This window comes from Glutamicibacter sp. NPDC087673 (genome assembly GCF_044743255.1).
In the GTDB taxonomy this organism is placed as follows: Bacteria; Actinomycetota; Actinomycetes; order Actinomycetales; family Micrococcaceae; genus Glutamicibacter.
The window spans coordinates 800,685-825,565 of record NZ_JBIUWB010000001.1 but is presented as its reverse complement, the minus strand read 5'-3'; the positions used below and the strand labels follow the sequence as shown (position 1 = coordinate 825,565).

Genomic DNA, 24,881 nt, shown 5'->3' with positions numbered 1-24,881 from the left:
CCATGACTGCAACTGAGAACATCGACGCACCAGAACTGGAAAACCAGATCGAAGACGACCAGGAAGTTCTGGACGAGGGCGACGTCGCCGCCGACTACCTCGAAGAGCTTCTGGACATTGCAGATCTGGACGGCGATATCGACATCGAGATCCGCGGTGGCCGCACCTACATCTCGATCCTTGCCGAGGACGCAGACGCCTCGTTGGAGAGCCTCGTAGGCAAGGATGGAGAAGTCCTCGATGCCCTCCAGGAACTCACCCGGCTGGCAGTGCTCACTGCTACCGGTGAACGTTCGCGCTTGATCCTGGATATTGCCGGCTACCGCGCAGAGCGCGCAGAACTGCTCCGCAAGATCGCTGAAGATGCTATTGCGTCGGTACGCGAAACCGGCGAGAAGACCCACTTGGATCCAATGAGCGCCTACGAGCGCAAGCTCGTGCACGACGTGATCGCCGATGCAGGACTGCACTCGGAATCCGAGGGTGAATCGACCCGACGCCATATCGTTATTTCGGTACTGGACAGCTAAGAACCATCACGCGAGAGCGTGCTGATCGACCTAAGGACCAACGACCATGACTGAGGACCTCAGCCTTACTGCAGAAGAGACCCTGGCTGCCGAGAAGATCTTCGGTGACCGCCTGGATCTTGCCAAGCGCTATGTGGAGCATCTGGCGACCTCGGGCATTGAGCGCGGGCTTCTTGGCCCACGGGAAGTACCCCGTCTGTGGTCCCGTCACGTGCTCAACTGCGCCGTGATCGAAGAGGTCATGGAGAAGGACGCCGAGGTAGCCGACGTAGGCTCCGGTGCTGGCCTTCCAGGGCTCTGCTTGGCAATTGCCCGCGCGGACCTCAAATTGACGCTTATTGAGCCTCTGGAGCGCCGCTGCATCTGGCTCTCCGAGGTTATCGATGATCTGGGTCTGGACAACGTCACCGTGATGCGTGGCCGTGCAGAGCAGATGGTCGACGTCGTCAACGCACGCTATGTCACGGCCCGTGCCGTATCTGCTCTGACCAACTTGGCTGGACTGACTATTCCATTGCTACACGGACAGGGCGAGCTCATCGCCATCAAGGGCCGCTCCGCTGTCGAAGAGATCGCTAAGGCTACCAAGGCGATCCGCAAGCTTGGCGGCAGGGAAACCGAAGTGCTCACTGTGGGCGAAAGCATCCTTGCAGAGCCAAGCACGGTGGTTCGCATCAAGGTTGGCTAAGGTTGACGCGATAGTCTGTTAAATAGTTATAGAAGCGAAATGGCTTTCATCCTCATAGTTTTCGAGGATGAAGCCATTTCGCAATCTGCATGACTTGTTTTGAATGTTTCACGTGAAACATTATCGGTGCACGCCATGAGCATTAGGTGCATCAATTCACGAGGAGGAGTTTTACCTTTGTCTAAGACTAAGGATTCATCGGATAGCGCGTTTGATTTCAACGACTCGTCCTCGCCTTTGGCTACTCAGATAGCTAGTGAACATCGTCGTCGCGAAGCTTTGGAGGCCCGCAAGGTGCCAATGCCTGAGAAGACCCGCTATTTCACCATTTCCAACCAGAAGGGTGGCGTAGGCAAGACGACGACCACGGTCAACCTTGCCGCCGCCCTAGCCAAGGGCGGGCTAAACGTCCTGGTCATTGATATCGACCCGCAGGGCAACGCTTCTACCGCGCTGGGCATTGAACACCACGCTGAAGTAGACAGCATTTATGACGTGTTAATCAATGATCTTCCATTGGCTGACGTAGTAGCTACATGCCCAGACTTGCCAACCCTGCAGGTCGCTCCTGCAACCATTCACCTGGCAGGCGCTGAAATCGAGTTGGTTTCATTAGTAGCCCGCGAACAGCGCCTGCAGCGCGCCCTGGATGACTACGCGCGTACCCGCCAGCGCAAGGGGCTGCCTCGCTTGGACTACGTCTTCATCGACTGCCCGCCAAGCCTAGGCCTGCTGACCGTTAACGCCTTCGTTGCCGCTCGTGAAGTTCTCATCCCAATCCAGTGCGAGTACTATGCGCTCGAGGGCCTGAGCCAGCTACTGAAGAACATTGAAATGATCCAGAAGCATTTGAACTCCAAGCTGACGGTTTCGACGATACTGCTGACCATGTACGACGGTCGCACGAATTTGGCCGCGCAGGTCGCCAACGAAGTCCGTGAGCACTTCCCAGAGCAGGTGCTCAAGGCCGTCATCCCTCGTTCGGTACGAATCTCTGAAGCGCCGAGCTACCAGCAGACCGTCATTACTTATGATCCAAATTCGACTGGTGCATTGTCGTACTCCGAAGCAGCCGTAGAGATGGCTGAACGAGGCGCGTAAGACCTTATAAATACGTTTCACGCTGGAAAAGATCATCCCCTTAGATTTTCGTTTGTTTTTCCAGATCTATCTGATGCGGATGCGAGATTCGTACGGTGAGAGCCACGGCTGACGCACTGTGCGCATCCCCGGTTCAAAGCCAAAAAACAGTAGACTAGTCTCGGGCTGAAATTTCGGATGAAAGGGCGTGCGAAGAACATGGCAGATAAGAAGCGGGGATTGGGCAGGGGACTGGGTGCCCTTATTTCCAGCTCACCGGCGACGGCGGCTCCTGAGGAAAACCAGAATGTTTCACGTGAAACAGCTCCTGTAGATCCGGCCGCGGAAGCGTCGAAGTCGCGCGCTACACGTCCTGTCGATATGTTCTTCGAACCGGGACGCAAGTCCTCGGCACCTAAGGCGCCAACCACTCCCGCAAAGCCGGCAAAGCGCGCTCGCGCAACTATGCCTGGCTTGAATACAACTCTTGGGGGAAAGAATACCTCTGCACCTCAGGAAGACGCATCAGCTGAGAAACCAGCACCTAAGAAGACCGAGCCGCAACCTGTAAAATCAGACTCTCCCGATCTTGTCGAAGTTCCTGGCGCACAGTTCGCTGAACTCGACGTACAGCTGATTCACCCAAATCGCAAGCAGCCGCGTACCAACTTCGATCAGGAGCACATGGATGAACTCATCCATTCGATCCGCGAAATTGGATTGCTTCAACCTATCGTGGTCCGCCCTTCCCGCGAGAAAGATGACGCTCCGTATGAGCTGGTCATGGGTGAACGCCGTTGGCGCGCGACACAGGCGGCTGGCCTAGCGACTATCCCGGCCATTATCCGCGACACGCATGACACCGATCTGTTGCGCGACGCCTTGCTCGAGAACCTGCATCGCTCACAACTGAATCCACTGGAAGAGGCCGCTGCTTATCAGCAGCTTCTAGAAGAGTTCAATTGCACCCAGGAAGTGCTTTCGGAACGAATCGGACGATCCCGTTCGCAGATTTCCAATACGATTCGCTTGATGAAACTACCTCCACTCGTTCAGCGTCGTGTTGCGGCTGGCGTTCTTTCTGCCGGTCATGCGCGCGCGTTGCTAGGACTGTCGAACAACGAAGTCATCGAGCAGCTGGCTCAGCGAATCATCAATGAGGGCTTGTCCGTGCGCGCGACCGAAGAAGCAGTGGCACTGAGTGACGACAAGCCACGAAAGCCAGCAAAGAAGGCGCGAGAGACCCAGCGCAATGAACGCCTGGACTTCCTGGCAACTTCGCTCGCGGACCGCTTGGACACTAACGTCAAGATTCAGCTTGGCAGCCGCAAGGGCAAAGTCAGCATCGAGTTCGCTTCGGTGGATGATCTGAACCGCATCATGCAGGTTATTGATCCGACTATGAACTCGTAATTTCATGAACTGGCGCATGTTTCACGTGAAACATGCGCCTTTCTTGTATCTAGAGCCTGTGTTTCACGTGAAACAAATACTCCATGCGAGGTTACTGCCAACCAAGTATGAGGGCGGCACATGGAGACGAATCGTTGGTGGGTAGGAAACCGCTGCTGCCCATAAACGGATACTTAGGTGTGCCCGCATAGCTTTCGCATCAAATGGATCATGAACCACAGCAAGCATAAAACTGATTGTTGGCATCCGCCGTTGGCTTATCAAAGAGGGAACGTACATGCCGATGGGATGAGCACGAAGTAGCCACGACGCTGTCCAGAAATGTAGAGAAAGCAGGACACACCGTACCAGGTTCGGGATTGGCACCGCATCGCTGAGCCGAGCCCTTCACCTTGCTTCGTAACCATTCTCCGATGCCTGCTCCTGAGGATCAGCGAGCCATTCAGTTTAGGTCACCGAAATGCCTCCACTTAATGAATTCTACGGAGAACGGGAAGAGGATAGAACGCATGATTCGACCCGCCTGGCTGCGGGAACTACCCCAGCGGATACGGATTTGGGCCGCCAGTATTCTGCTTGGTAGGACATCCGGGGCGATAGGTGCCGCATTTGGTGCACAGCATTCCGGCTACCTTCCAGTGCGAAGGAGAACACAAGGTGCGATCAGTAGAGGCACTGATGGTTTTCGCGGTCTATCCCTGCCTGGCTCTACTCCATCTAATGCGCAGTGGCATGTGTCAGCCATGCTTCTTAGATTGTTCGAGGAGTGATGTGCAAGGGAGCCAGGATGCTGTCCGCAACTGAGCACAACTCCGAAAACCTTGGACCGAGAAGCCGTATCGGGCGATTCCAAGGGTACGTTTCATCGTTCTTGCTTAGGGCAGATATGCAACGGCGTTGAGTAAGGACTGCATACAGCATGTTCTGGAACAGCAAGATCAGATAGTCAGGCATACCGTGATGACTCTCTGAGCAGCAAGGTGGGCGTATAGCGACGCCACGAGAGCCGGGAGTCGGGTAGGGGAGAGGAAGGCTCGCACGAAGGCCGTGAAGGGCCAAGGAAGGCCGCTATGGACTTATGGCAGGACCAACCGGGGGCAAGTTCGGAGGGGTGCCAACGCTAACTGAATGCTAACCATTGAACGACTTTTGAATATTCACCCCACCTGATCCATTCAACAGACATTCTGAGGGAAGGATCAATGTGGAGCAGTACGCAGAGATCCGTCGACTGCATTGAGCAGAAGGCGTGCCAATAACGGCGATCTCGCGGCGACTTGGCATCGCACGTAACACCGTATGTTCAGCATTGGCAGTCACCGAGTCTGCAAATGACCTGCAGACGAAGCGTGGTTCCATCGCTGACGCTTTCGAACCAGAAACCCGCAGGCTGGTCTGCGAGTATCCGCGCATGCCGGCGACGGCCATCGACGAACGAATCGAATGAACGAATTCCATCTCCACGTTGAAGAACCGGGTCGCACTGACATGTCCGGAATACACGAACGTGGGCCCTGCGGACCGGATGTTCCACGAATCAGGGCAAGCCGCGCAAGTGGATCTGTGGTTCCCCAAGCCACGGACATCTGTCGGATCCGACCAGGCTCTGATGCTGCCGGAGCTGATGATGAGGCTGTCGCATTTGAGGGTGTTCAAAGCGCTGATGATTCCTAGTTGGCAATGCCCGGATCTGAGCGTTGGGATGTGGAGCTAGAACGACGATGATGACGCGGTCCTCAAGAGCAGAATCTGGGACCGTGAATCCGCGATTCGGAAGCAAAAGGAAAGACACGGAAGTCAATTCAGTGCTTGCCGAGCCGCTGGCTAGCAGGAGCATTCTGGCTCCACCGAGAGATTCTGAGTTCAAAGAGCAAACCGAATGCAACCAGTTGCTTGAATCCTCTTTCCTTCAGAATCTCAGCAAACAGCTCGACGGGTGTCTACCGAAAGCCAATGTACACCGTTCAGCCCGATCCAGGTCCGGAGCATCGACCGGTCGCCGTAGGCTCTAGGCACAATGATCATCTCGCCTTCGATGCCATCAGTACCGGGCTCAGCCATCGGGCACGATGGAGAAGGACCTATAGCATGAGTCTGGGCCGCAATAATTAATTGGTGCATCCTTCAGACATTGGCCGGATTGTTGATTCCACGGTGACCATGGATAGAGGGTCTGCGGCCAGCCGGTGGTGGCTGATCCTCCGCGGTGCTGGACAAGCTGAATATTGGACTTTTCGAGAGCCGCCAATATTGCGGTTCTGAGCCACCCAGTATTCTGTCCGCGCGCGCCGGTGGTTGCGTCTTGCTGATGGATGAGTGGCTTTTGGATCCTCCAGCCGGCGGGTTGCTGAGAATCATCTTCGAGCTCATAGGGCGGCGGTATGACGCTGCATCCACCATTTTCTGTACGCAGTACAAGCAATCGGATTGGCGTGCCCGGCTGGACGCTGATGCGTTGGCCGACGCGATCATGGATCATGTCGTGCACGATACGATTTGGGTTGAGACCGGTGGGCGCAACATGTGTGAGGTGTACTCTCGGCCGGAGCATTAGCCACGGGGCGTTGATTCGATGGAATCCTCGTTCAGGACTGCCTGCCGGACTGATGATCCGGCAGGTGGTTCTAAGGGAGACTATTGGGTGGATCTGAACCACAATAACGACTGGCCCAGAAGCGCAATATTGGGTGGCTCTCAAACCACCGAATATTCACAAGCACCAGATGATTACCGATCCGGCACATGTGCAGATTACTGCGTTGTGCGTTGAGCAAGATTCGACGCACAACCGTTATTTGGCCACGACCACGGCTGCGTGGTCGCGTCACGCCAGGTATCGGCCGGCAATAGAATCCCTTGCCTGGACATCCACGACTTTCATGATGTCCAGTAATGCGTACTTCGGAAGAAACGATTGAGCAGTTGGCGAGAGCCATGAAAATGCCATCAATCTGTCGGACGTGCAAGTAGCATGTTGATCCAGCACATGATGAGGGATGGACTCGTGAACCTGCCGGGCCAGGACGGCGATCATCCCGACAGCTATGCTCGTGACCTGTAGAGGACCGCCATGGGCCGTGAATACTAACTCGCGTATTGCGCTGGGTGTCAAAGCCTGCCGGCAGTGGTATCCAATGCTCTTCGATGAACAGCTCTGGCTGCGCGTAAAGGTTGGTGGCGGCGCATCACGGAGGGAAATCGACTCATGAGTTGCTGCGTCTTATGCAATACAAACTGTTGATCATCGTCAAGGTGGATTACATTCCATTCGGTACTGCGGCCGTTGATGCAGCTGATCGTTATTAACAGAAGTCGGTGCTAACCAGGTCCAATCCGCCGATTGTCCGCTGGGGTGAGGCCAATGGTGACGAGGTTGATGCCTCGGCGAATACTGATTGCTTGGTTCACCCTGAGGAGAGGCTGTCTTCGCCTAACCATCCATATCGGGCGAAGAACCGTCCGGTTTGCTGACCAATGTCGAGCTGGCGTAGGGAGAATTGGACGGTACAGGTCCGATTCCGTTTGACGATAAGAAGGCGATTTTCAGTTGGTGTTGCGGGCATGACCGGAACTTCTTATGTCGAATGCGCCATGCCGTGCGATGGGGGAGTGGTACTAGCCCTTCCCGAAGCCATTACGCGCACCCTGAGCCAGGGCACGCTGATGAGAAGCAACGACTCCATTAAGATTCCTGACGCAGGTGTGGGATTAACATTGGTGCGCACCCTTGCCGAACCGACATCCAGATCTCTAGAAATCCGAGTTCGAGCTGTCATGAAATCGTGTCACCGTCTCTCGAATTTCTTGAATCGGCGACTGCGACTGGTGGGGGGCGGAACCGCAACATGAACACTGAGAGCAGCTGCCTTGAAGCAACGTTTCACGTGAAACATGATCCAGACCACCCTTCGAACCTGCTGACGTCTGCGAAGCGAAACGTGTTTCAGGTGAAACATTAACCTGACCGCCCTTTGATTGTCCTGAACTCAACGATGCGCTTGGTGTTTCACGTGAAACAACCAGAACGACCTGAAAGCACATGCAGGGTTGACGTTGCACAGAATGGAGCGGCCACGCACGACCTGGGCACCCCGCCCCCGAGATGAATAGCTAATGATGCTATACCCACTACCCGCAGGCTGACAGCCTTTGCTGAGATGAGGCATAAGAAGCTTGCTGAATACATGCGTAGGCCTGTACGAGCGCCGGAGAGGACCTGTCTGGCCGGTGCCTACGTGAGAGGACAGTGATCAGCCTGCGGCTTGCGGCGCGGACATGAGGAAGTTCGTTCCAGCGCCAAAAACCCGGCGAGCACGCACGGCGTGCAGGAAAGTAAGAGCGTCGCGAGATGCCGAGGGATAACTTGACCCTTGGTCCCATACGCGCGGAAGGTGAAGCCTGGATACGATCGTCCAACCACTTCAACGCCAGCAGCTGACAGGAGGAAATGACGCCAAGGCCCTAGGGAGGGGTCGAGCAACAGATGGCCAGAAAGCCTTAGGAGTGACTTATGAGGCTGCAGAAGCGCGTCCTAGGCGGATGTATGGGTCTCCGGGAGCCCTGTCGGGCATGAGCGGCCCGGCAGCGCTCCAGATCCCGCTCATGAGCAAGGTGAGCGAAGGGAAATCCAGAAGGATCACAACCTTCAATCCAAGAGAGTAGGAGGATTAGCGGTGAAATAGGTTCACTAGAGTCTCCGCAAACCCGGCTCAACCCGCTCCTGCTTTTGTCCCGGTTCGAAGGAACTATTCACTAGAAAAAAAGCCCCAAGGTAAATAGCGCGGGAATTCGGACCAAGCTGTCCATGCACCAGCCGCGCAATAGGTAGGCATGATGCCGTGGAGTGCGAAGCCCCAGGTGCCGAAGCCCGTAGTAGTGATCAACCTAAATTTCTCAGGGTTGGAGAACTGGGCGAAGACCTCCATTAATTGAAAGGCAAGAGAACCTGAAGGAGGGAAGCGTGTGAATGAAAGAACTTATATGTGGGGTTAGTACTGGCCCTCGGGGAAACCGACTTCCCGAAAGATAGGTAGCGCGCTGTTCAGAGTTAGTTGATTGCACTAGGACCTAGTGCAGAATTGCAATGACCTGATCAGAGAGAAACCCCTCCGATCACTAGCAGATTGGAGATTCAGGCCTTCTCTTCGCGAGTCGACAGTAGGGCAACGAGCATGAGTCTATGGCCTTTGTCCCTGATGCAGGTTCTACCGGCAAGCTTCGCCCCGATGGGTATGAACAGCTATTCAGCGATGATATGGCTCGTTCGCTCCACGGCAATCGACCTCAGATTCATTCAATCTTCGACAGGTCGCACCTCATCATTACCCAGCGGCCCATGTGACAGTTGCGCAGTGGGTGATGACGTATCGGCACGAAACATGGTTTGGGCCGCAGCAACTGACTTACGACAACAACTCACAAGCCGAAAGATTCTGTTCTGCTTACTGCGTGCCAGTTTAGCCAGAGAACGTCCTCAGGAACTCGTTGCTGAACCGTTCGGACTTTGGAGGAGATAGCATCATGGATTCTGACGATTGACGGCGAAACAGTAGGCTCAGTGAGCAACCAGTGGATACGCGGAAGGGGAGTGCTCCGCTAATTCCCTGGAACTCCGTTAGCCCTGGCAGTTCTCAATGCGCGTTGAACCCTCCCCAATAATCAAGACCAAGAGATGCTGTTCCAGCTAAAGACGCCCATGAAAACTGAGTGTCGCGGCGACACGGGGATGCGGCAGTCGGCATGGCCTGGATTATCCATGGACAGAATTTGACGCAATTTCGACCGGAAGCGGATAGTCCCATGAGGAATTGGTTTTGGCTGCCTCTCAGAAAGCACATCCAATCAGCTAGCATGTGCGGCGTATCCGGATGCGTTTCCGCGGCCCTTCACAGTGCAGTCTGGAATTGTGGGCCGAAGTTGAAGGGCTAGAAATACGGCGATTGCGGATCGCTGAATTTTGCATAGGACATCAAGATTCAGAATTCGGGAACCTGTCTAGGTGGCCAGAGAAACGATCAAATGCGAACCCGAACTTGCCGGGTCCATTGCTGAGCATGAAATGCGCATCTTGGCTGACGGGTGCCAAAGAACTGTGCAAAGCGTCATAGAACAGAGCCAGAATAATAAAAACAAATATTTTAACTTGGATATTCGCAACAGCATGTCAAAAGGGCCTTCAGATGAAGAACCGGCTCAACCTGAGCTGGGGTAAGGCTCGGAAACGGCCAGAAAACGAAAGCAAGTGAACTTCTCGCGGCGCCACGGTTAAATAAGAAGTGGGGACCAACCTTGCGGTTGATCCCCACTTCAATCATGTTCTTGGCTTACAGGTATTCTGCGAAGTCCTTTTCGATGACAGCCTTCGGCTTGGCACCGATGGAAGTAGCGACATGCTCGCCGCCCTTGAAGACGTATACGGCTGGGATGCTGGTGATGCCGTACTTCGCGGCAATTGCCTGGTTCTCATCGACGTTGACCTTCACGACGTCGACCTTCGCAGCGTGCTCTTCTGCGATCTGATCCAGGATTGGACCGAGCTGGCGGCAAGGGCCGCACCATTCAGCCCAGAAATCGACGATCACTGGCTTGTCGGCATCCAGGACATCGGCCTGGAAGGTTGCTTCAGTTACTGCTTTTGCGTTGCTCATGAGAGACAACCCCTTTCTGAGAAAACTATTAGGCGGTAGCGAGGGTTTCGGAAACGTTGGCCAGGTAGTGCTCCACGTCCTGGGCCGCGGCGCAGCCCGAGCCGGCCGCGGTAATGGCCTGGCGGTAGGTGGAATCGATGACGTCGCCGGCGGCGAAGACACCTGGCAGCGAGGTCTTGGATGTGCGGCCTTCAACGGCGATGGTGCCTTCGGAAGTCAGCTGCAGCTGGTCCTTGACCAGATCCACGCGTGGGTCGTTGCCGATGGCCACGAAGATACCGGTGACATCCACGGTGGATTCTTCGCCGCTGGTGCGGTTCTTCACGACCAAGCCTTCGACCTTATCGGCACCGTTGATGCCGATGACTTCGGAGTCCCAGATGAACTCGATCTTCTCGTGGGCCAGGGCGCGGTCGGCCATGATCTTCGAAGCGCGCAGCTCGTTGCGGCGGTGCACGACGATGACCTTGGAGGCGAACTTGGTCAGGAACAGTGCTTCTTCCATGGCGGAGTCGCCACCGCCGATCACGGCGATTCTCTGATCGCGGAAGAAGAACCCGTCGCAAGTGGCGCACCAGGAGACGCCATGGCCAGAGAGGCGCTTTTCGTCCTGCAGGCCCAGCTCGCGGTAGGCGGAGCCGGTGGAGACGATGACAGCACGAGCACGGTAGATGGTGCCGTCAGCCAGGGACAGTGTCTTGATTTCGCCTTCGAGGTTCATTTCGGTGACGTCGTCGAAGAGGATCTCGGCGCCGAATCGTTCGGCTTGCTTCTGCATGTTGTCCATCAGGTCTGGGCCCATGATGCCCTCGGGGAAGCCTGGGAAGTTCTCCACGTCGGTGGTGTTCATCAGTTCGCCGCCGGCAGTGACTGAGCCGGCGATGACTAGTGGGTTCAGATTCGCACGGGCGGTGTAAACCGCGGCGGTGTAACCGGCCGGACCGGAGCCGACAATGATGACGTCGCGGATTTCGTCGTTCTGTGCTGAAGTCACGGGGGTAGAACCCTTTCGTTCTAATAATGCGAGGTGGATAGCAAGGTCTAACCTCACTATCCACCTCAACGCATTGCTTTCGTAAAAAATTCCGCTTCTATTACTTGGCGGAGAATTCACCGATCTGGAGACCGAATGGACGTGAATCATTGCCGCCGGATGCCTTGCGAGGCAGGTCGGTGATGTCCAGGAACACGTGGGTTCCTTCCATGTAGTCCTTGTCGTCGTCCTTGGCAGTTACCGAAACCGAAGGACCGGAGAATGAACCCTTGGCTACCGACTTGGCATCGCCCAGGTCTTCGGATTCGCCGACGAGGATTTCGTAGTTGCCGCCGGTGCCGTTCAGGCCCTCGAGATTGACCTCGGAGATCTTGGACTGCTCGTCCAGTTCCAGGATGAAGACCATGTTGGAAGCGAAGCCGCCAAAATCAGCGGTGGTGTACGAGTACGTTGAGTAGGTGCTCGAGGCGTTGCCGTCGATCATCTGGCCCAGCTTGCCATCGGTTTCGGAGTTCAGCTGCTGATTGCCGGGAACCAGGCGGGATACGTCGTCGATCTTCGGAGCAGGCAAGGCGTCCTCGGTTGAGTCCTTTTCCTTCTCGGTCTCGGATGGCTTTTCCGGGGACTCCACGGCAGTTGGCTGCTCGCCATCGGCGGTGGTGTTCTTGTCCCCACCAAGGAAGTTGAAAGCGAACACGACTGCAACAATCAGCACGATGAGCAAGACGGCGCCAACCAGCAGGCGAGTTCCCTTGGAACCGCCTTCTTCCTCTTCCTCTTCGCCGACCTGGGGGTCCTGGGCAGAAGCATTCTTGGCAGCTGCGGGGAAGGTCGAGGCTTTCGGGGCAGCGGCAGCGGCGGCACCCGCAGCGGCGCCTGCGCCGGCTACGGCTCCAGCTGCTGCAGCCTTCTTCTTTGCCGGCTTCTCATCTTCCTCGGCAGGCTTCTGGGTAGGCTTGGCCGGCGTCTTGCCCTTGGACTGCGCAGCGGCAGCCAGTGCCGCAGTTGCGGTGACATTAGGCTCGTCTTCGTCTTCCAGGCGGGAGACCTTCGGCTTGTCTTCGGCCGCTGGCTTTTCAGCTGGCGCAACCGGGGTAGCCATGGTGGCGGGAACCTGCTCATTAGGCGCAGTCTGGTCGAACTGTTCTTCTTCAGGCTGTTCCTGGTTCTTCTTGCCGAACCGGTTCTTCAGTCCTGCGAAGCCACCAGCCAAGGCGGAACCGATCTTGCCCTGCTGCTCTGGTTCGTCTTCGTACTGCAGCTGGTCGTAGTACTCGTTGTCGTCTTCGTAGGTCTCAGGGACGGCCTGGCGGGACTCGCCGAAGATCTCGGTGCCCAGGGTGTCGGTGAAGAACGGCTCAACATATGGAGCGTCGTCGGTTTCCAATACCAGGTCCAGCAGGTCCGAGGAACGCGCGGTGTTGGCGACGAGGTAGGTCTGGTTGGCATCGGTGATGCCCAGATCCAGCACCTGAACGTTCGAAGCGCGCTCGCCCATGGCGATTTCGCGTGCGCTCGTTGCCAGCTGCGATGAATTCTCCACGGAAGCCACCATGATGCTGACCGAGCGGTTCAGTACCTGGTCTACGCCACCGAGTACCAAGTCTCCTTCAGCTGATGAAAGGACACTCTCGGTTACTTGGTAGCGACCGCTGAGGACAGAGCCGACATCGATTGGCTGCGACACGTGCATCTCCAAGGGGTTGATTTTGGTTCGGTGGCGGTCCACGGACCACCACCTGCCATGTTACCGGTCAGATCAAGCTATTTGGTGCCTATTTGCCCAGAATCACTAGCAAGTTTCAGCGGACCATCAGCGATTGAGTCCCGGGATTCTGCGAAGGATCGGACCCAGGAACGACTGGAGCTCCGGGACCTTGGTTTTGTACAGCAAGCCAATGAAGACGATGCCCATCACCAGCGCGACAATAGCCACCGAAACCAGGGCGCTGAATACGGAGTCGTAGGCGAATCCGAAGTTGAATCCACCCAGCAGCCAGAGCGCGATGCATCCAATGATGGAGGAGAGCGTAGCCATCCAACCGACTCGAATGTAGGTGTCGATGACAGAGGAAACACCGTAGTTGCCGTAGCGGCGCTTGATCAGATAGTGGGTGCCGACGCAGGTCAGCACGTTGGTCAAGCCGTAGATGAAGGCAATGGCGGCGGCGATATGCAGCGGATCGACCACGGCGGCAGCGGCGAACGCCAAGATCAATCCGAGCCCGGCGGTGGCCGACTGGATCAGCATCGGGGTGCGGGTATCTTCCTCTGCGTAGAAGACACGCAGCATGAAGAACTGCAAGGACTTGAACGGCAGCCCAAGCGCGGTGAGCACCAGCAGCTGCCCGAGAGCGCCCGCGGCCTGCGCAGCATTCTCGGAGTTGCCGGCAAAGAGCCTGCCTAGCGGTCCGGCCAGCACGATGAAGACCAGCGTGCAGAACACGATAGGGATTGCGGTGGAGCGCATGCCCTGATTGAGCAGCTTGCCAACATCCTTGCGGCGGTTCTCGGTGAAAGCCCGGGCGAAGTCGTTGAACAGCACGGTGGCGACGGTCAGCGCGAACAGGGAGTGCGGCAGCACGGTGATCAACTGCGAGGTGTTCAACGCGTACTCGCCGGCTACCGAGGCGGCCTGTTCGGGAGGCAGCTGCGCTCGAGCCGCGGTAGCTCCGGACACGATCTTGGAGTACACCAGCGAGGAGAGATTGCCGATCACCATGGCCGCCAGGGTCCAGATCGCCAGCTTGCCCACGTGGCGCAGTCCCATGCCGCGCCATTGGAAGTCCAGTGTCAGTTTCAGCCCGGTCTTCTTCAGTGGCCAGAACAGCGCCACCGACTGCAATACGATACCCAAGGTGGCACCGCCAGCCAGCCACATGGTCTTGACCCCGCTCCAATCCTGCATCGGGTCGCCCGAAGAGTAGGCGCCGAAAGTCAGGATGAAAGCGCCAATGACGATCAGCTGGATGATGTTGTTGACCGCAGGAGCCCACATGAATGCGGCAAAGCGGCCATTCGCGTTCAGCACCTGGCCCAGCACTGCGTAGAGCCCATAGAAGAAGATCTGCGGCAGCGACCAGTAGGCAAAGGCCGTTCCCAACGCGATCATCGGCTCGGTCCAGTTATTGGTGAGCACTGTGATCAATGGCCTGGCGCAGAGCGTGAGGATCAGCGTCAGGATACCCATGCCCACGACGGTCAGCGTCACCAATTTCGACGTGTACGCGGCGCCGCGGTCCTTCGCCTTGGAGGCCTTGATCAGCTGCGGGATCAGCACGACGTTGAAAATGCCGCCGGCCAGCAGCATGTAGATGATAGTCGGGATGATATTGGCTTTTTCAAAGATGTCAGCCACCGAGGTGACCGAACCAATGGCCATCGCCAGCAAGGCCGTGCGCACGAAGCCCAGCAAGCGGGAGACCATCGTGCCGGAGGCCATCAGGGCATAGATCCTGGAGCGCGAGCCAACAGGCTGAGCTGCCTGCTGCGGGGGAGGTCCGGCGACTACGTCCATGGCTCCGGTGTGTAGCTGATCGGAGCCCGCAGATGGATTAGGAACCTGAGACATGCTTTGTAAGGACCTCGCGTGCCAGATCAGCGATCCGGCGCTCATTAGGGAAGGACAGGCGCTTGCCCAGGGAACCGATGGGGACCCAGGCAACATCGACGGCTTCATGATCGGGATCATTCTCGATCGTCAGATGCCCGCCGGTAGCTTCCAGCAGGAAATGGTGCACGGTCTTGTGCACACGGTAATTCGTCACGGTGAACCAGTAGTCGACCGAACCCAGCGGGGCGAGGATGCGTCCGGCAATGCCGGTCTCTTCCTCGATTTCGCGGATAGCCGCTTCCTCATTGGTTTCCACGCCCTCCGGGTGGCCCTTGGGCAGGCACCATTCCAGCCGTCCGCCACGGTTGTACCGGGCAATGATGGCCACTGGGAAGGTGGGGTCGTTGAAGTCGATCACGATGCCGCCGGAAGAGACTTCTTCCACGGTCGGCAGGCTCGTGTGACCGCCAGTTGCCTGCGCGCGAGCCATTGACGCAGTCAATGGGGTGCGCTTTGGGGCAGACGGGATCGGTCGGTTCATGGAACCACTCTATCGAGAAAGTACCGTTCGCCGCCTGATCGACGTGGACAAGTAAGTTATCTCGCAGGCAAATCCGTCGGAATTTCAAGCATTCTTCCGGGATTTCTGGCACGCTTAAGTAACTATGCATGCACTTCCCTCGCCTGACGCACTGCGTCAAATCCTGCCCTCGGTTATTTTCGACTTGGCCGACCGTTTTGTTCGGGCGGGCCATGAATTGTCGCTGGTAGGTGGGCCGGTTCGGGATCTGTACTTGGGACGCGTATCCCCGGACCTCGATTTCACCACCAGCGCTCGCCCGGAAGAAACCATCAAGGTGATTTCCGGCTGGGCCGATAACGTTTGGGATGTGGGACGCGAGTTTGGAACTATTGCCTTCAAGAAGGGCGAACACACGCTAGAGGTCACGACCTACCGCGCTGATGCCTATGACAAGGAGTCGCGCAAGCCGATCGTTGCCTTCGGTGATAACCTGCACGACGATCTCTTCCGTCGGGACTTCACCATGAACTCGATGGCTCTGCGCTTGCCGCAGCTCGAGCTGGTGGATCCTTTCGACGGCGTAAGCTCGCTGGAAGACGGGTCCATCCGCACCCCTGGTGCACCTGATATCTCCTTCTCTGACGATCCGCTGCGCATGATGCGTGCTGCCCGTTTTGCTTCGCAGCTGAAGATCGAAGTCAGTCCAGAGGTGCGCGAAGCCATGAGCGGAATGACCGATCGGATCGACATCATTTCCTCCGAGCGGGTTCGCGATGAACTGGTCAAGCTGATCAACGGTGCAGACCCGCGCGCGGGAATCGACCTTCTGGTGGAAACTGGCCTGGCCGATAAGGTGCTGCCCGAAGTCTCGGCACTGCGTCTGGAAATTGACGAGCACCACCGGCACAAGGATGTCTACCAGCATTCGCTGACCGTGCTGGAACAAGCCATGGCGTTGGAAACCGACGAAGAGGGACCTGTTCCCGGCCCGAACTTCGTGTTGCGCTTCGCGGCGCTGATGCACGATATCGGTAAGCCGGCGACCCGCAAATTTGAACCAAGCGGCGCGGTATCCTTCCGCCACCATGACATGGTGGGTTCGAAGCTCGTCAAGGCGCGTATGCGCGCCCTGCGTTTCGACAAGGACACCACCAAGTCCGTAGCCCGACTGGTCGAGTTGCACATGCGCTTCTATGGCTACGGCGAGGCCGGCTGGACCGACTCGGCGGTGCGCCGTTACGTCACCGATGCTGGAGACCTGCTCGAGCACCTGCACCGCCTGACCCGTTCGGATGTCACCACCCGCAATCGCAAGAAGGCCGACCGCCTGGCTTTTGCCTACGACGACCTCGAGGCGCGCATCGCGCAGATCGCCGAGCAAGAAGAGCTCCAGTCAATCCGCCCGGATCTTGACGGCGAGCAGATCATGCACCTGTTGGGAATCAAGCCGAGCAAGGTCGTTGGCCGCGCATACAAGTTCCTCTTGGAACTGCGTTTGGACGAAGGCCCGCTGGGCGCGGAAATCGCCACTGAGCGCTTGCGCGCCTGGTGGAAAGAACAGCCTGAAGCCCAGGAATCGGCTACCGAGGGGTAACCTCTGACCTGAGCACCAAGGGAAAAGCACCTGAAATCCGCATGGATTCGGGTGCTTTTGCCGTCCCCGGGAAAGTGCTTAAAGTTTCTGCGCAAATTTGTAGCGCATCGGGGATAATCCATGTATGCTGAATACTGTGATTGGGAAGTCTCAATGAGACTTGCGGATCGAGAAAACTTTTCAAAGAGGCCCCATGGCATCCATGGCCGGCCGAGAGCAGATTTTAGGAGGTGGCGAAATGATTAATACCAATTGGTACACAGAGACTCATCGCGGAGCGCGATTTATTGGCGGCTCTCCCATGTCTCGTCTGTGCAAGCTCATTTCCCCAACCTCCGGACAAGCGGATTCCTAACTCACGGTAAATCCCGCATAAGTTCCTGAGGTTGCAGGTCAGTAATCGACTCTCATCCTTAGGAACTTTTTTCATGCCTAGTCCACTGTTCTCCTCATCCGCTCAACGGGCAGTTCGCACCTCGGAATTAATCTTCGCAGGACCAGAAAGCCTGAAAGCTCGCGCCATTTCAACTACGCGCCAAGATCTTCCCTCCCCTTCTACTTTGACCGAAGGGAGGGACAGCAAATGAAAAAGCGTCAAGACAAGCGCAAGTTCACCAACCTTGATAGCACCGAGTTCAACCGCCGCATGCGTCAGCGTGAGCTGAAAAACCACGTGCCACCAGAAATGTACCTTCGAATTCGCTAAGGCCGGCAACGCCATTACCGTTGCCCGCTAACAAGAATCCGAGGTACCCATGATGAACTCGCAAGGCATCGCCAAGAGGCCCGCCGGCCTGCAAGCCGGCGGGCTTCTCCGCATCCAGAGCACCGTCGAATACAGCAATGGCCAGGACCGAACGGTCCTGGCCATTGCCTTTCCGCTAACGCGGAGGGCTAGCGCTCGATGTCGCCGCGAATGAAGGCTTCCACCTTGTTGCGCGCGGTCTCATCGTCGTACTGCTCTGGTGGCGACTTCATGAAGTAGCTCGAAGCCGACAGGATCGGACCGCCGATGCCACGGTCCAGGGCGATCTTCGCTGCGCGTACGGCATCGATGATCACGCCGGCCGAGTTTGGCGAGTCCCAAACTTCCAGCTTGTATTCCAGGTTGACCGGAGCATCGCCGAAGTTGCGGCCCTCGAGGCGGACGAAAGCCCACTTGCGGTCATCAAGCCATGCAACGTAGTCGCTTGGGCCGATGTGCACGTCGTCTTCGCCCAGGGCGGCGGAGGTGTTCGAGGTGACTGCCTGGGTCTTGGAGATCTTCTTGGATTCCAGGCGATCGCGCTCGAGCATGTTCTTGAAGTCCATGTTGCCGCCAACGTTCAGCTGGTAGGTGCGGTCCAGGACAACGCCGCGGTCTTCGAACAACTTGGCCATCACGCGGTGGGTGATGGTTGCGCCGATCTGGCTCTTGATGTCGTCGCCAACGATTGGCACACCGGCGTCAGTGAACTTCTGCGCCCACTCTGGGGTGCCGGCGATGAATACTGGCAGGGCATTGACGAATGCAACGCCTGCGTCGATGGCGCACTGTGCGTAGAACTTGGCGGCCTGCTCGGAACCAACTGGCAGGTAGCAAACCAGGACATCGACTTCGTTGTCCTTCAGGGACTGGACGATGTCAACTGGCTCGGCTGCAGACTCTTCGATGGTCTCGCGGTAGTACTTGCCCAGGCCATCCAAGGTGTGGCCGCGCTGAACGGTCACTCCGGTGGTTGGAACGTCGGCAATCTTGATGGTGTTGTTCTCGCTGGCCAAGATGGCTTCCGAGAGGTCGAGCCCGACCTTCTTGGCGTCGACATCGAAGGCGGCAACGAACTGAACGTCGCCCACGTGGTACTGGCCGAACTGCACATGCATGAGACCTGGAACCGTGGAATCAGCATCGGCGTTTCGGTAGTACTCAACACCTTGGATAAGGGAAGTGGCGCAGTTGCCTACGCCTACGATGGCAACGCGAATCGGGTTCGCCGACACATGAACTCCTTATTGAAATGTATAAAACCTTTGGGCAATAGGGCGCGCAAAAGCGCATTGCGCAAATTGACCCATAATGATCTTAAGTCTTAATGGAGCGCAAACATTCCCAATCGTGCCCGGTATCACCGAATAACTATCGGGGCGGCCTCTCTGGGCTAGCGAAACCGAGGTGATTACTGCACTGTCTCAGCGCAGCTGCACCAATAGCAGGTAAAGCACCTAAGGATTGGATACTACTGACAGTGACGATCAATTCAGGCATTAAAGTGACTTCATGGGCTAAGACCTAGTTGGTCATGACCATGAGTTGGCGCCATTTTTGCGTGCTAGCCCGAACTGGTGCCGCAACTTCACCAAAACCCTGACTAGCGGTGCAGGCAACGTGGTTCTGAGGCGGTGGCGCAAAGGCTGGCGGCGAATATGCGCCAGCATTTCCGGATCAGTGTGCAGCTTTCCAGCTCGAGCTCGCTGCGCGAGAATCTCGAGGGACTGAACGAAACTGTGGTCCACCCTGTGGAAGTAGTTTTCCCGCAACCAGGCTTTGGTAGGTTCACCGAAGCTCAAGCCGGCGACGTCATCCAAGGTGCCGATGACGCCGGAGGCAACAAAGACCGTATTGATCATCTGCGCGCTGACGCCGAAGTCGGAAAGGACCAGCGTTGGCAACCCGCGATCAATGGATTCCAAGGCAGCAGTCGAAGACACTGTTACCAAGGCGCTGCCATCGGCCAATGCTTCACTCATCGATCCGGTATCGAAGCGAAGGCGCGACTCGGTCCCGATCCGCCGTTCGGACTGCAACTTTTCGAACAGCGAATCGTACGGGAACGCCTCGAGATGCGTTTGGGGCTCACCGGCCTTGGCGCGGAGCTTGACGATCACCTCAAGTTCGGGATTCATCTTGCTGGCCTGCTCGAGAGCCAGCAGGATCGACTCGCGTTCGCTCTCTTGGGCAGGTACCTTCGCTTGCGGCGCGAACACCAAGCGTTCGACCACCTGCTTTTGCGCTGGCGGGAATCCTGCCGAGTGCAAGAACGGGAGCTTGCTGACCATGATGGTCGGCTGGTGCCCTACCTGGCCTTCGATCATGAATGAGAAATCACGGGCTTCGGCATGCGAATGGCAAATGAACGCATCGCCGGCTCGACGATAGTTCCACCCCTTTTGCGTGGCGGGGAATGCCACGCCAGGCAGGGCGGAAATCAGTGCGGTGCACCGGCCATCAGTCGGCTCGGTGCGAAGCATGCGAGAGTAGATCTCGGCAACTACCGGCCCGGTGGCCGAAGCGAAAACAATGTCTTCATCTACGGTGTCGGCTTCTAATTGGGATACGGAAATCACCTGCAGGATATCCGGATCCAGATCCGTGCCTTCAAAGGCGGCTGCGATCTGGTCGGCGGTCGGCATCACCGGGGTCCGCGCCAAATACACCTTGCGATCCCATGCGGGACCTAGGCGGTTCAGGAAGCTCGTTGCCAGCTTCAGATAGGAATCCGAGTCGGCGATGGCAAGTATTGATGGCTTCATCGGCTGATTCACACCTTCAATGAACTGGATAGGTGCTCGCGCAACTCGGATGGGGTACCAGGGGTCCACCAGCTGTCAATCACGGCTTGCGGATAGAGGCAGCGGGCATCAGGACCCAGCAGCAGGCGCAGGGATGGAATCACCGTGGAAGGCAAGGCGCGGATCTCCTGGCCTGGTCGCAGGACACGCAAACGCATTTCAATGGGAACGGTGTGCTCCTTGAGCACCACCTGATCAATCCTCGAGATCTTCTCCAGCAATTCGGGAGTTTCACGGCGATGCGGGAAGTACGCAACCGGGCCTTCGGAAGCGATCTGCTCAATCCAGCGCAGATACGGCTGCTCAAAAATCAGCTCATCAGCCACCATCGCCGAACCGATCAGCAAGGTAGGTTCGGTGAACTGCTCGGCTACCGGCTGGGTAGCGAGCCATTCAAACTTGTGCTGCGCGAATTTGATCCTCAGATCAGCCATCTTCTGACGGGATGCCGGGTCGACATACAGCGCTGAAACAATCAACAGGCGATCTTCACGGGCCAGCTGGCGCAAACGATGCCAGGTCGCCAATCCCATTGCCACGCGTGCTGCGGAATTCCTGGTCCGGGCGCGCACCAACGGGGTGGGCTCATCGGAAATGAGCTGCTTGATCAGGGCCAGCGTAGCCATGCCGTCATCGATGATCACGATTTCCTTGGCCCGTACGCCTGCCAGCAGCGTGCGCTGGATCTTGCCCGAGTAGGCGTCGCCAGTGACATACCGATCGGCAGCGCCCTTGGGCTGCGGAGGCTTACGAGCGGCCGGTTCAAAATGAACCCCTGCAGGGGCATGATTCAGCATTGCCTGCGTCGTGGCTTCCAGGGGCATTCCCTGACGGGGGATGATCCGGATGTCCGTGCCCAGCAGCCCTGCGGCATGCGTTTCTACCGCCGAAAGCAGCTGCAGTGGCGACTCCACCCAAACGTGCGCGGTGCCGAAACGCGGGCGTGGCACCTCGTGGGTGTCATGTTGAGTCAGTTTCATCATGGTGAGGGTCATTTTGCCAGTCGGCTCAGGGATTTGGAAAGCGTGTCCAGCTGCTTGGAACCATTGCGCAGCACACGGCGCGAGGCCCCGCGGACTTTGGAAGGCAGCGAGCGGCGCGAGCTGATGTGCGCCCAGCGTGGAGGCAGCTCCAGCCTGGTGATGCGCCGGCGCTTGAAATGAGCCGAGAACTCCGGGTAGTGCGCGGACAAGAAGGACTCGGCCTGCTCGCGCAGGTGAGGCAGCTGCGCGGCCTGCATGCAGTAGGCCACGGCAGCCAGCAGTTCGGTGAGGCGGTCGCTGCCGCCACCGTGCGCCGGAACCGGCACGTCCTGGACGAACAAGGCATGGATGATGGACAACGGGATGCGGTTGGAATTCTCGTAGGGAGCCAGCGCCTGGAGCAGTCTGCCGGTGCCCACTGCGTAGACCTCGGTATCCAGGATGTACTTGGCGGTGGCCAAGCCTGTGGAGAAGCAGGAGATCACCACGGCTGGACGTACCGCCGCGATGACGGTTTCCGCCAGATGATCGGTGCCGACCAACCGGAAATCCAGCCCCATGTCCCTGGCGGCTGCAGACAAGCGTGCCGCTGAGGTGGCGCTGGCCGATGGGTGCGCCTTGAACAGGACGGTGGAAATCTCCCGGCGGGCCACCTCGTTGAGCATTTCCAGATGCAGCTCGAATTCTTCCTCGGCATCCATCAGGCCCAAGGAACCCAGGTACTGGCCGAGGATCAGCGCACTGCCGGTTGGCAGATCGAATTCTGCCCCCTGGGCCAGTTCGCCGAAGATTGCAGCCAGGCCGCCGGTGGCCAAGACCTCGCGCCGCGGCTCGAGCTCTGCGAGCAGGTGAGGCTGCAGTCCTGGAACCAAGTCCACATGGATGGTGCCCATGACGCGCTGGCGAAGCGGCATTGGCAATCGATTACGGGTTGGGCCATAGGACATCAAGCCGTCGGAGTGGATCCACAGCTGGGCATCAAAGAAAATACGCGCCAGCGCACGCGCCGGATTGACCTGGATGGATTCCAGAACCAAGGTCAAGGGTTCATTGCCCAGATCCCAAGCGCTGCGCAGGAGGCGTTCGAAAATATGCAGCTCGTCCTCACGCGGGTTGAACTGTGCCGGGCGACGCGGGGAGGTCAGCGCAGCGAAATCCACCACGCGGTCAAAGCGGGCGGCAAGCTTCTCGAAGCCCGGGACTTCATCCAACGCAGTAGTCAGTTCCGGAACCTGCGAGCCGTTAGCCAAGACGAGAATTCGTTCATCTGCCTCGGGGAGCAGTCCTGCATCGGCCATCGCGGCCAGAGAAGCAAGCTGGAAATAGCTGCTGGCTTCAATCAGTGCGATCACTTGGCGGCCCCGATCTGACCTGGCTGGAGGAAGGAGAGAATATGGCGGCGACGGGCAACGTCCATCTCGAGGGCAACCTGGCGGGCCATCGGCGCATCAATAGTGGTGAATACCTGGCGCAGTTTCTGCTTCATCTCCAAGCGGACTTCCGGCGGGTAGTTCTTCGCGCGCTTCTCGTGGTGGCACACGATGGCGAAGAACTGCCGCATCGCCTTGGGCAGGTGGCGATCCGCGTCCGGGTGCAAGCGCACCTCGGTGAGGATCTGCGAGTAGGCCGGAATGAAGCCGAGCTGACGGTGGTCGAAGACCTGGGTCAGCGAGCCGGGCAGGCCGCGGCGGTAGAACACCCCGGGGGAGGAAACGACGGAATAGCGCTCGGTGTTCAGATGCAGCTTCCATAGCCAGAGGCGGTCTTCGGCGCTGTGCAACTGCGCGTCGAAGTACATCAGTTCGCGGGCGCGCATCAGGTCGGTGCGGTACATGCCCGCCCACACGAAGGCGTAGTCCACCATGGACGGCGAATCGATAGGTTCAATGTCATCGGCCGGGTTCAGCGGCATGCCGCGCAACGCCTGCGGGGCGCGGTGGATGACGCGATTGGTGCCGGTGACACGCACATGATCGCAACGCACGAAGTCCACGTGCAGTTCGGTCAAGGATTCCGCCAGGGCTTCCAAATGCTCGGGGGAGTACCAGTCGTCGGGGTCGAGGAAGGTGAAGTATTCGCCGGTGACCTGTTCCAACCCGGCATTGCGGGCGGCAGAAACTCCGGCATTCTCAGGCAGCGAGATCAGGTTCAGGCCAGGCAATTGGTCTTGGTAGCTGCGAACCAGGGCAGCAGTCTGGTCATCGGAAGCGTCATCAACCACGAGCACTTCCAGCTCCCAGCGTCCCAGCTTCTGCCGGACCAGCGATGACAAGGCATCGCAAATATATGCTTCTTGGTTATAGGCGGGGATAACCACGGAAATGCGCCCGGGGATCAAACTCATCTGTGCTTCAAGGCCTTCCTCATGCAGACAAAAATAAACGGCGGTTGGACCCGTCGGTGAGTCCAACCGCCGGATACGTTGGCGTGCTTAGGCGTCGACGCGGCGCAGGCGCGAGAGCGGTGCCAGCTCGCCTGGGAAGACCTTCTTCACGCCGTCACCCATGGCCTGCTCCAGGATGCGGATGTCGCGGATCAGCGACTCGAAGCCCTTTGGCTCCAGCGACGAGGCCTGGTCCGAACCCCACATGGTGCGGTCCAGGGTGATGTGGCGCTCGACGGTCACTGCGCCCAGGGCAACAGCAGCCAGCGAGATCTGCAGGCCGCGCTCGTGGCCCGAGTAGCCCACTGGGACCTGGTAGCGGTCGCGCAGGGTCTCGATCATGCGCAGGTTGGCCTCTTCAGGAGGCAGCGGGTAGGTGGAGGTAGCGTGCATCATGACCAGGTTCGAGGTACCCAGGGTCTCGACGGCCTTGTCGATCTGCTCGATGGTGGACATGCCGGTGGACAGGATGATCGGCTTGCCGGTCTGCGCCAGGGCCTTGAGCAGCTCGATGTCGGTGACCGATGCGGAGGCGACCTTGTGGGTGACTGCACCCTGCTCTTCCATGAATTCGACCGATGGAACATCCCATGGCGAGGCGAAGGCGTGCAGGCCCTTGGAGGCTGCGTAGGAGATGAGTTCCTTGTACTGCGCCTGGTCGAACTCGACGCGGTAGCGGTAGTCCAGGTAGGTCATGTCGCCCCATGGGGTGGAGCGGATCTTGTCGCGCATGTCCATCGGGGTGGAAATGTCCGGGGTGCGCTTCTGGAACTTCACTGCGTTGGCACCGGCTTCAGCAGAGATATCGATCAGCTGCTTGGCGATCTCGATGTCGCCGTTGTGGTTGATGCCGATCTCGCCGATGACGTAGACCTGCTGGCCTGCGCCAACCTGGACGTCGCCGATAGCAACAGGCTTGATGTCAGTAGTCATGGAAGTCATGG

20 protein-coding genes are annotated in these 24,881 nt (G+C 57.8%); 8 read left to right on the top strand and 12 right to left on the bottom strand.

Features of this window, described 5'->3' with window-relative positions; all coding sequences use genetic code 11:
* Positions 1–2 precede the first annotated feature (2 nt).
* The 4 genes from ACIOTL_RS03850 (at position 3) to ACIOTL_RS03835 (ending at position 3,711) form a co-directional block, all read left to right on the top strand.
* Complete coding sequence (locus tag ACIOTL_RS03850; protein WP_133833763.1) at positions 3–530, top strand: R3H domain-containing nucleic acid-binding protein; 528 nt, start codon at positions 3–5, stop codon at positions 528–530.
* A 46-nt stretch (positions 531–576) separates the two neighbouring features.
* Complete coding sequence (gene rsmG / locus ACIOTL_RS03845) at positions 577–1,218, top strand: 16S rRNA (guanine(527)-N(7))-methyltransferase RsmG (protein ID WP_400341847.1); 642 nt, start codon at positions 577–579, stop codon at positions 1,216–1,218.
* Positions 1,219–1,395: 177 nt separating this feature from the next.
* Positions 1,396–2,319, top strand: coding sequence for a ParA family protein (locus ACIOTL_RS03840; RefSeq protein WP_105658699.1), 924 nt, complete (start codon positions 1,396–1,398; stop codon positions 2,317–2,319).
* A 198-nt stretch (positions 2,320–2,517) separates the two neighbouring features.
* Complete coding sequence (locus ACIOTL_RS03835) at positions 2,518–3,711, top strand: ParB/RepB/Spo0J family partition protein (protein WP_332486933.1); 1,194 nt, start codon at positions 2,518–2,520, stop codon at positions 3,709–3,711.
* 1,131 nt (positions 3,712–4,842) lie between these two features.
* Here the strand turns inward: ACIOTL_RS03835 and ACIOTL_RS03830 are convergent.
* Entirely contained in the window at positions 4,843–5,214 is a 372-nt protein-coding gene (locus tag ACIOTL_RS03830) for a hypothetical protein (RefSeq protein ID WP_400341845.1), read from the bottom strand.
* 703 nt (positions 5,215–5,917) lie between these two features.
* Between ACIOTL_RS03830 and ACIOTL_RS03825 the strand changes: the two genes are divergently transcribed.
* Both ACIOTL_RS03825 and ACIOTL_RS03820 read left to right on the top strand, forming a co-directional pair.
* On the top strand, positions 5,918–6,265 hold the full coding sequence (locus tag ACIOTL_RS03825; RefSeq protein ID WP_400341844.1) for an ATP-binding protein: 348 nt from the start codon (positions 5,918–5,920) through the stop codon (positions 6,263–6,265).
* A gap of 3,444 nt (positions 6,266–9,709) precedes the next feature.
* The gene (locus tag ACIOTL_RS03820; protein ID WP_400341842.1) at positions 9,710–9,922 is read left to right on the top strand and encodes a hypothetical protein; all 213 of its coding nucleotides are present in this window, start codon (positions 9,710–9,712) and stop codon (positions 9,920–9,922) included.
* Positions 9,923–10,034: 112 nt separating this feature from the next.
* Here ACIOTL_RS03820 and trxA read toward each other — a convergent pair whose 3' ends face one another.
* From trxA to ACIOTL_RS03795, 5 genes are all read right to left on the bottom strand, one after another.
* A complete protein-coding gene (gene trxA / locus ACIOTL_RS03815; RefSeq protein ID WP_105656613.1) occupies positions 10,035–10,358 on the bottom strand; it encodes a thioredoxin in 324 nt (107 codons plus the stop codon).
* Positions 10,359–10,386: 28 nt separating this feature from the next.
* The gene (trxB, locus tag ACIOTL_RS03810) at positions 10,387–11,352 is read right to left on the bottom strand and encodes a thioredoxin-disulfide reductase (protein ID WP_105656612.1); all 966 of its coding nucleotides are present in this window, start codon (positions 11,350–11,352) and stop codon (positions 10,387–10,389) included.
* Between the two features lie 100 nt (positions 11,353–11,452).
* The gene (locus ACIOTL_RS03805; protein ID WP_400341840.1) at positions 11,453–13,039 is read right to left on the bottom strand and encodes a hypothetical protein; all 1,587 of its coding nucleotides are present in this window, start codon (positions 13,037–13,039) and stop codon (positions 11,453–11,455) included.
* 126 nt (positions 13,040–13,165) lie between these two features.
* Entirely contained in the window at positions 13,166–14,869 is a 1,704-nt protein-coding gene (gene murJ, locus ACIOTL_RS03800; protein WP_332595065.1) for a lipid II flippase MurJ, read from the bottom strand.
* Positions 14,870–14,906: 37 nt separating this feature from the next.
* Positions 14,907–15,446, bottom strand: coding sequence for an NUDIX domain-containing protein (locus tag ACIOTL_RS03795; RefSeq protein ID WP_105656609.1), 540 nt, complete (start codon positions 15,444–15,446; stop codon positions 14,907–14,909).
* A 124-nt stretch (positions 15,447–15,570) separates the two neighbouring features.
* On the opposite strand from ACIOTL_RS03795, the gene ACIOTL_RS03790 reads away from it, so the two are divergent.
* Both ACIOTL_RS03790 and ACIOTL_RS03785 read left to right on the top strand, forming a co-directional pair.
* Positions 15,571–17,022 (top strand): CCA tRNA nucleotidyltransferase, encoded by a 1,452-nt coding sequence (locus ACIOTL_RS03790; protein WP_105656608.1) that lies wholly within the window; start codon positions 15,571–15,573, stop codon positions 17,020–17,022.
* Between the two features lie 583 nt (positions 17,023–17,605).
* Positions 17,606–17,728 carry a hypothetical protein gene (locus ACIOTL_RS03785; RefSeq protein WP_255209577.1) on the top strand — a complete coding sequence of 41 codons (123 nt, stop codon included), beginning with the start codon at positions 17,606–17,608 and terminating at the stop codon, positions 17,726–17,728.
* Between the two features lie 188 nt (positions 17,729–17,916).
* Here the strand turns inward: ACIOTL_RS03785 and ACIOTL_RS03780 are convergent, their stop codons facing one another.
* The 6 genes from ACIOTL_RS03780 to ACIOTL_RS03755 form a co-directional block, all read right to left on the bottom strand.
* Entirely contained in the window at positions 17,917–19,002 is a 1,086-nt protein-coding gene (locus ACIOTL_RS03780; RefSeq protein ID WP_105656607.1) for an inositol-3-phosphate synthase, read from the bottom strand.
* 297 nt (positions 19,003–19,299) lie between these two features.
* The gene (locus ACIOTL_RS03775; RefSeq protein WP_400341838.1) at positions 19,300–20,532 is read right to left on the bottom strand and encodes a DUF6716 putative glycosyltransferase; all 1,233 of its coding nucleotides are present in this window, start codon (positions 20,530–20,532) and stop codon (positions 19,300–19,302) included.
* 8 nt (positions 20,533–20,540) lie between these two features.
* On the bottom strand, positions 20,541–21,554 hold the full coding sequence (locus ACIOTL_RS03770) for a hypothetical protein (protein ID WP_400341837.1): 1,014 nt from the start codon (positions 21,552–21,554) through the stop codon (positions 20,541–20,543).
* An 8-nt stretch (positions 21,555–21,562) separates the two neighbouring features.
* Entirely contained in the window at positions 21,563–22,906 is a 1,344-nt protein-coding gene (locus tag ACIOTL_RS03765; protein ID WP_105656604.1) for a polysialyltransferase family glycosyltransferase, read from the bottom strand.
* Positions 22,903–23,898 carry a glycosyltransferase family 2 protein gene (locus ACIOTL_RS03760; RefSeq protein ID WP_105656603.1) on the bottom strand — a complete coding sequence of 332 codons (996 nt, stop codon included), beginning with the start codon at positions 23,896–23,898 and terminating at the stop codon, positions 22,903–22,905. The genes ACIOTL_RS03765 and ACIOTL_RS03760 overlap by 4 nt, the downstream gene beginning before the upstream one ends.
* An 87-nt stretch (positions 23,899–23,985) precedes the next feature.
* Entirely contained in the window at positions 23,986–24,879 is an 894-nt protein-coding gene (locus ACIOTL_RS03755) for an N-acetylneuraminate synthase family protein (protein ID WP_105656602.1), read from the bottom strand.
* Positions 24,880–24,881 lie beyond the last annotated feature (2 nt).

Bases quoted from the DNA above. Each gene is read 5' to 3' on its own strand.
- rsmG (WP_400341847.1), top strand. From the start codon at position 577: ATGACTGAGGACCTCAGCCTTACTGCAGAAGAGACCCTGGCTGCCGAG.
- trxA (WP_105656613.1), bottom strand. From the start codon at position 10,358: ATGAGCAACGCAAAAGCAGTAACTGAAGCAACCTTCCAGGCCGATGTC.
- ACIOTL_RS03795 (WP_105656609.1), bottom strand. From the start codon at position 15,446: ATGAACCGACCGATCCCGTCTGCCCCAAAGCGCACCCCATTGACTGCG.
- ACIOTL_RS03775 (WP_400341838.1), bottom strand. From the start codon at position 20,532: ATGAAGCCATCAATACTTGCCATCGCCGACTCGGATTCCTATCTGAAG.
- ACIOTL_RS03770 (WP_400341837.1), bottom strand. From the start codon at position 21,554: ATGATGAAACTGACTCAACATGACACCCACGAGGTGCCACGCCCGCGT.
- ACIOTL_RS03755 (WP_105656602.1), bottom strand. From the start codon at position 24,879: ATGACTTCCATGACTACTGACATCAAGCCTGTTGCTATCGGCGACGTC.
- ACIOTL_RS03835 (WP_332486933.1), top strand. From the start codon at position 2,518: ATGGCAGATAAGAAGCGGGGATTGGGCAGGGGACTGGGTGCCCTTATT.
- ACIOTL_RS03790 (WP_105656608.1), top strand. From the start codon at position 15,571: ATGCATGCACTTCCCTCGCCTGACGCACTGCGTCAAATCCTGCCCTCG.
- ACIOTL_RS03785 (WP_255209577.1), top strand. From the start codon at position 17,606: ATGAAAAAGCGTCAAGACAAGCGCAAGTTCACCAACCTTGATAGCACC.
- ACIOTL_RS03760 (WP_105656603.1), bottom strand. From the start codon at position 23,898: ATGAGTTTGATCCCCGGGCGCATTTCCGTGGTTATCCCCGCCTATAAC.
- ACIOTL_RS03850 (WP_133833763.1), top strand. From the start codon at position 3: ATGACTGCAACTGAGAACATCGACGCACCAGAACTGGAAAACCAGATC.
- murJ (WP_332595065.1), bottom strand. From the start codon at position 14,869: ATGGACGTAGTCGCCGGACCTCCCCCGCAGCAGGCAGCTCAGCCTGTT.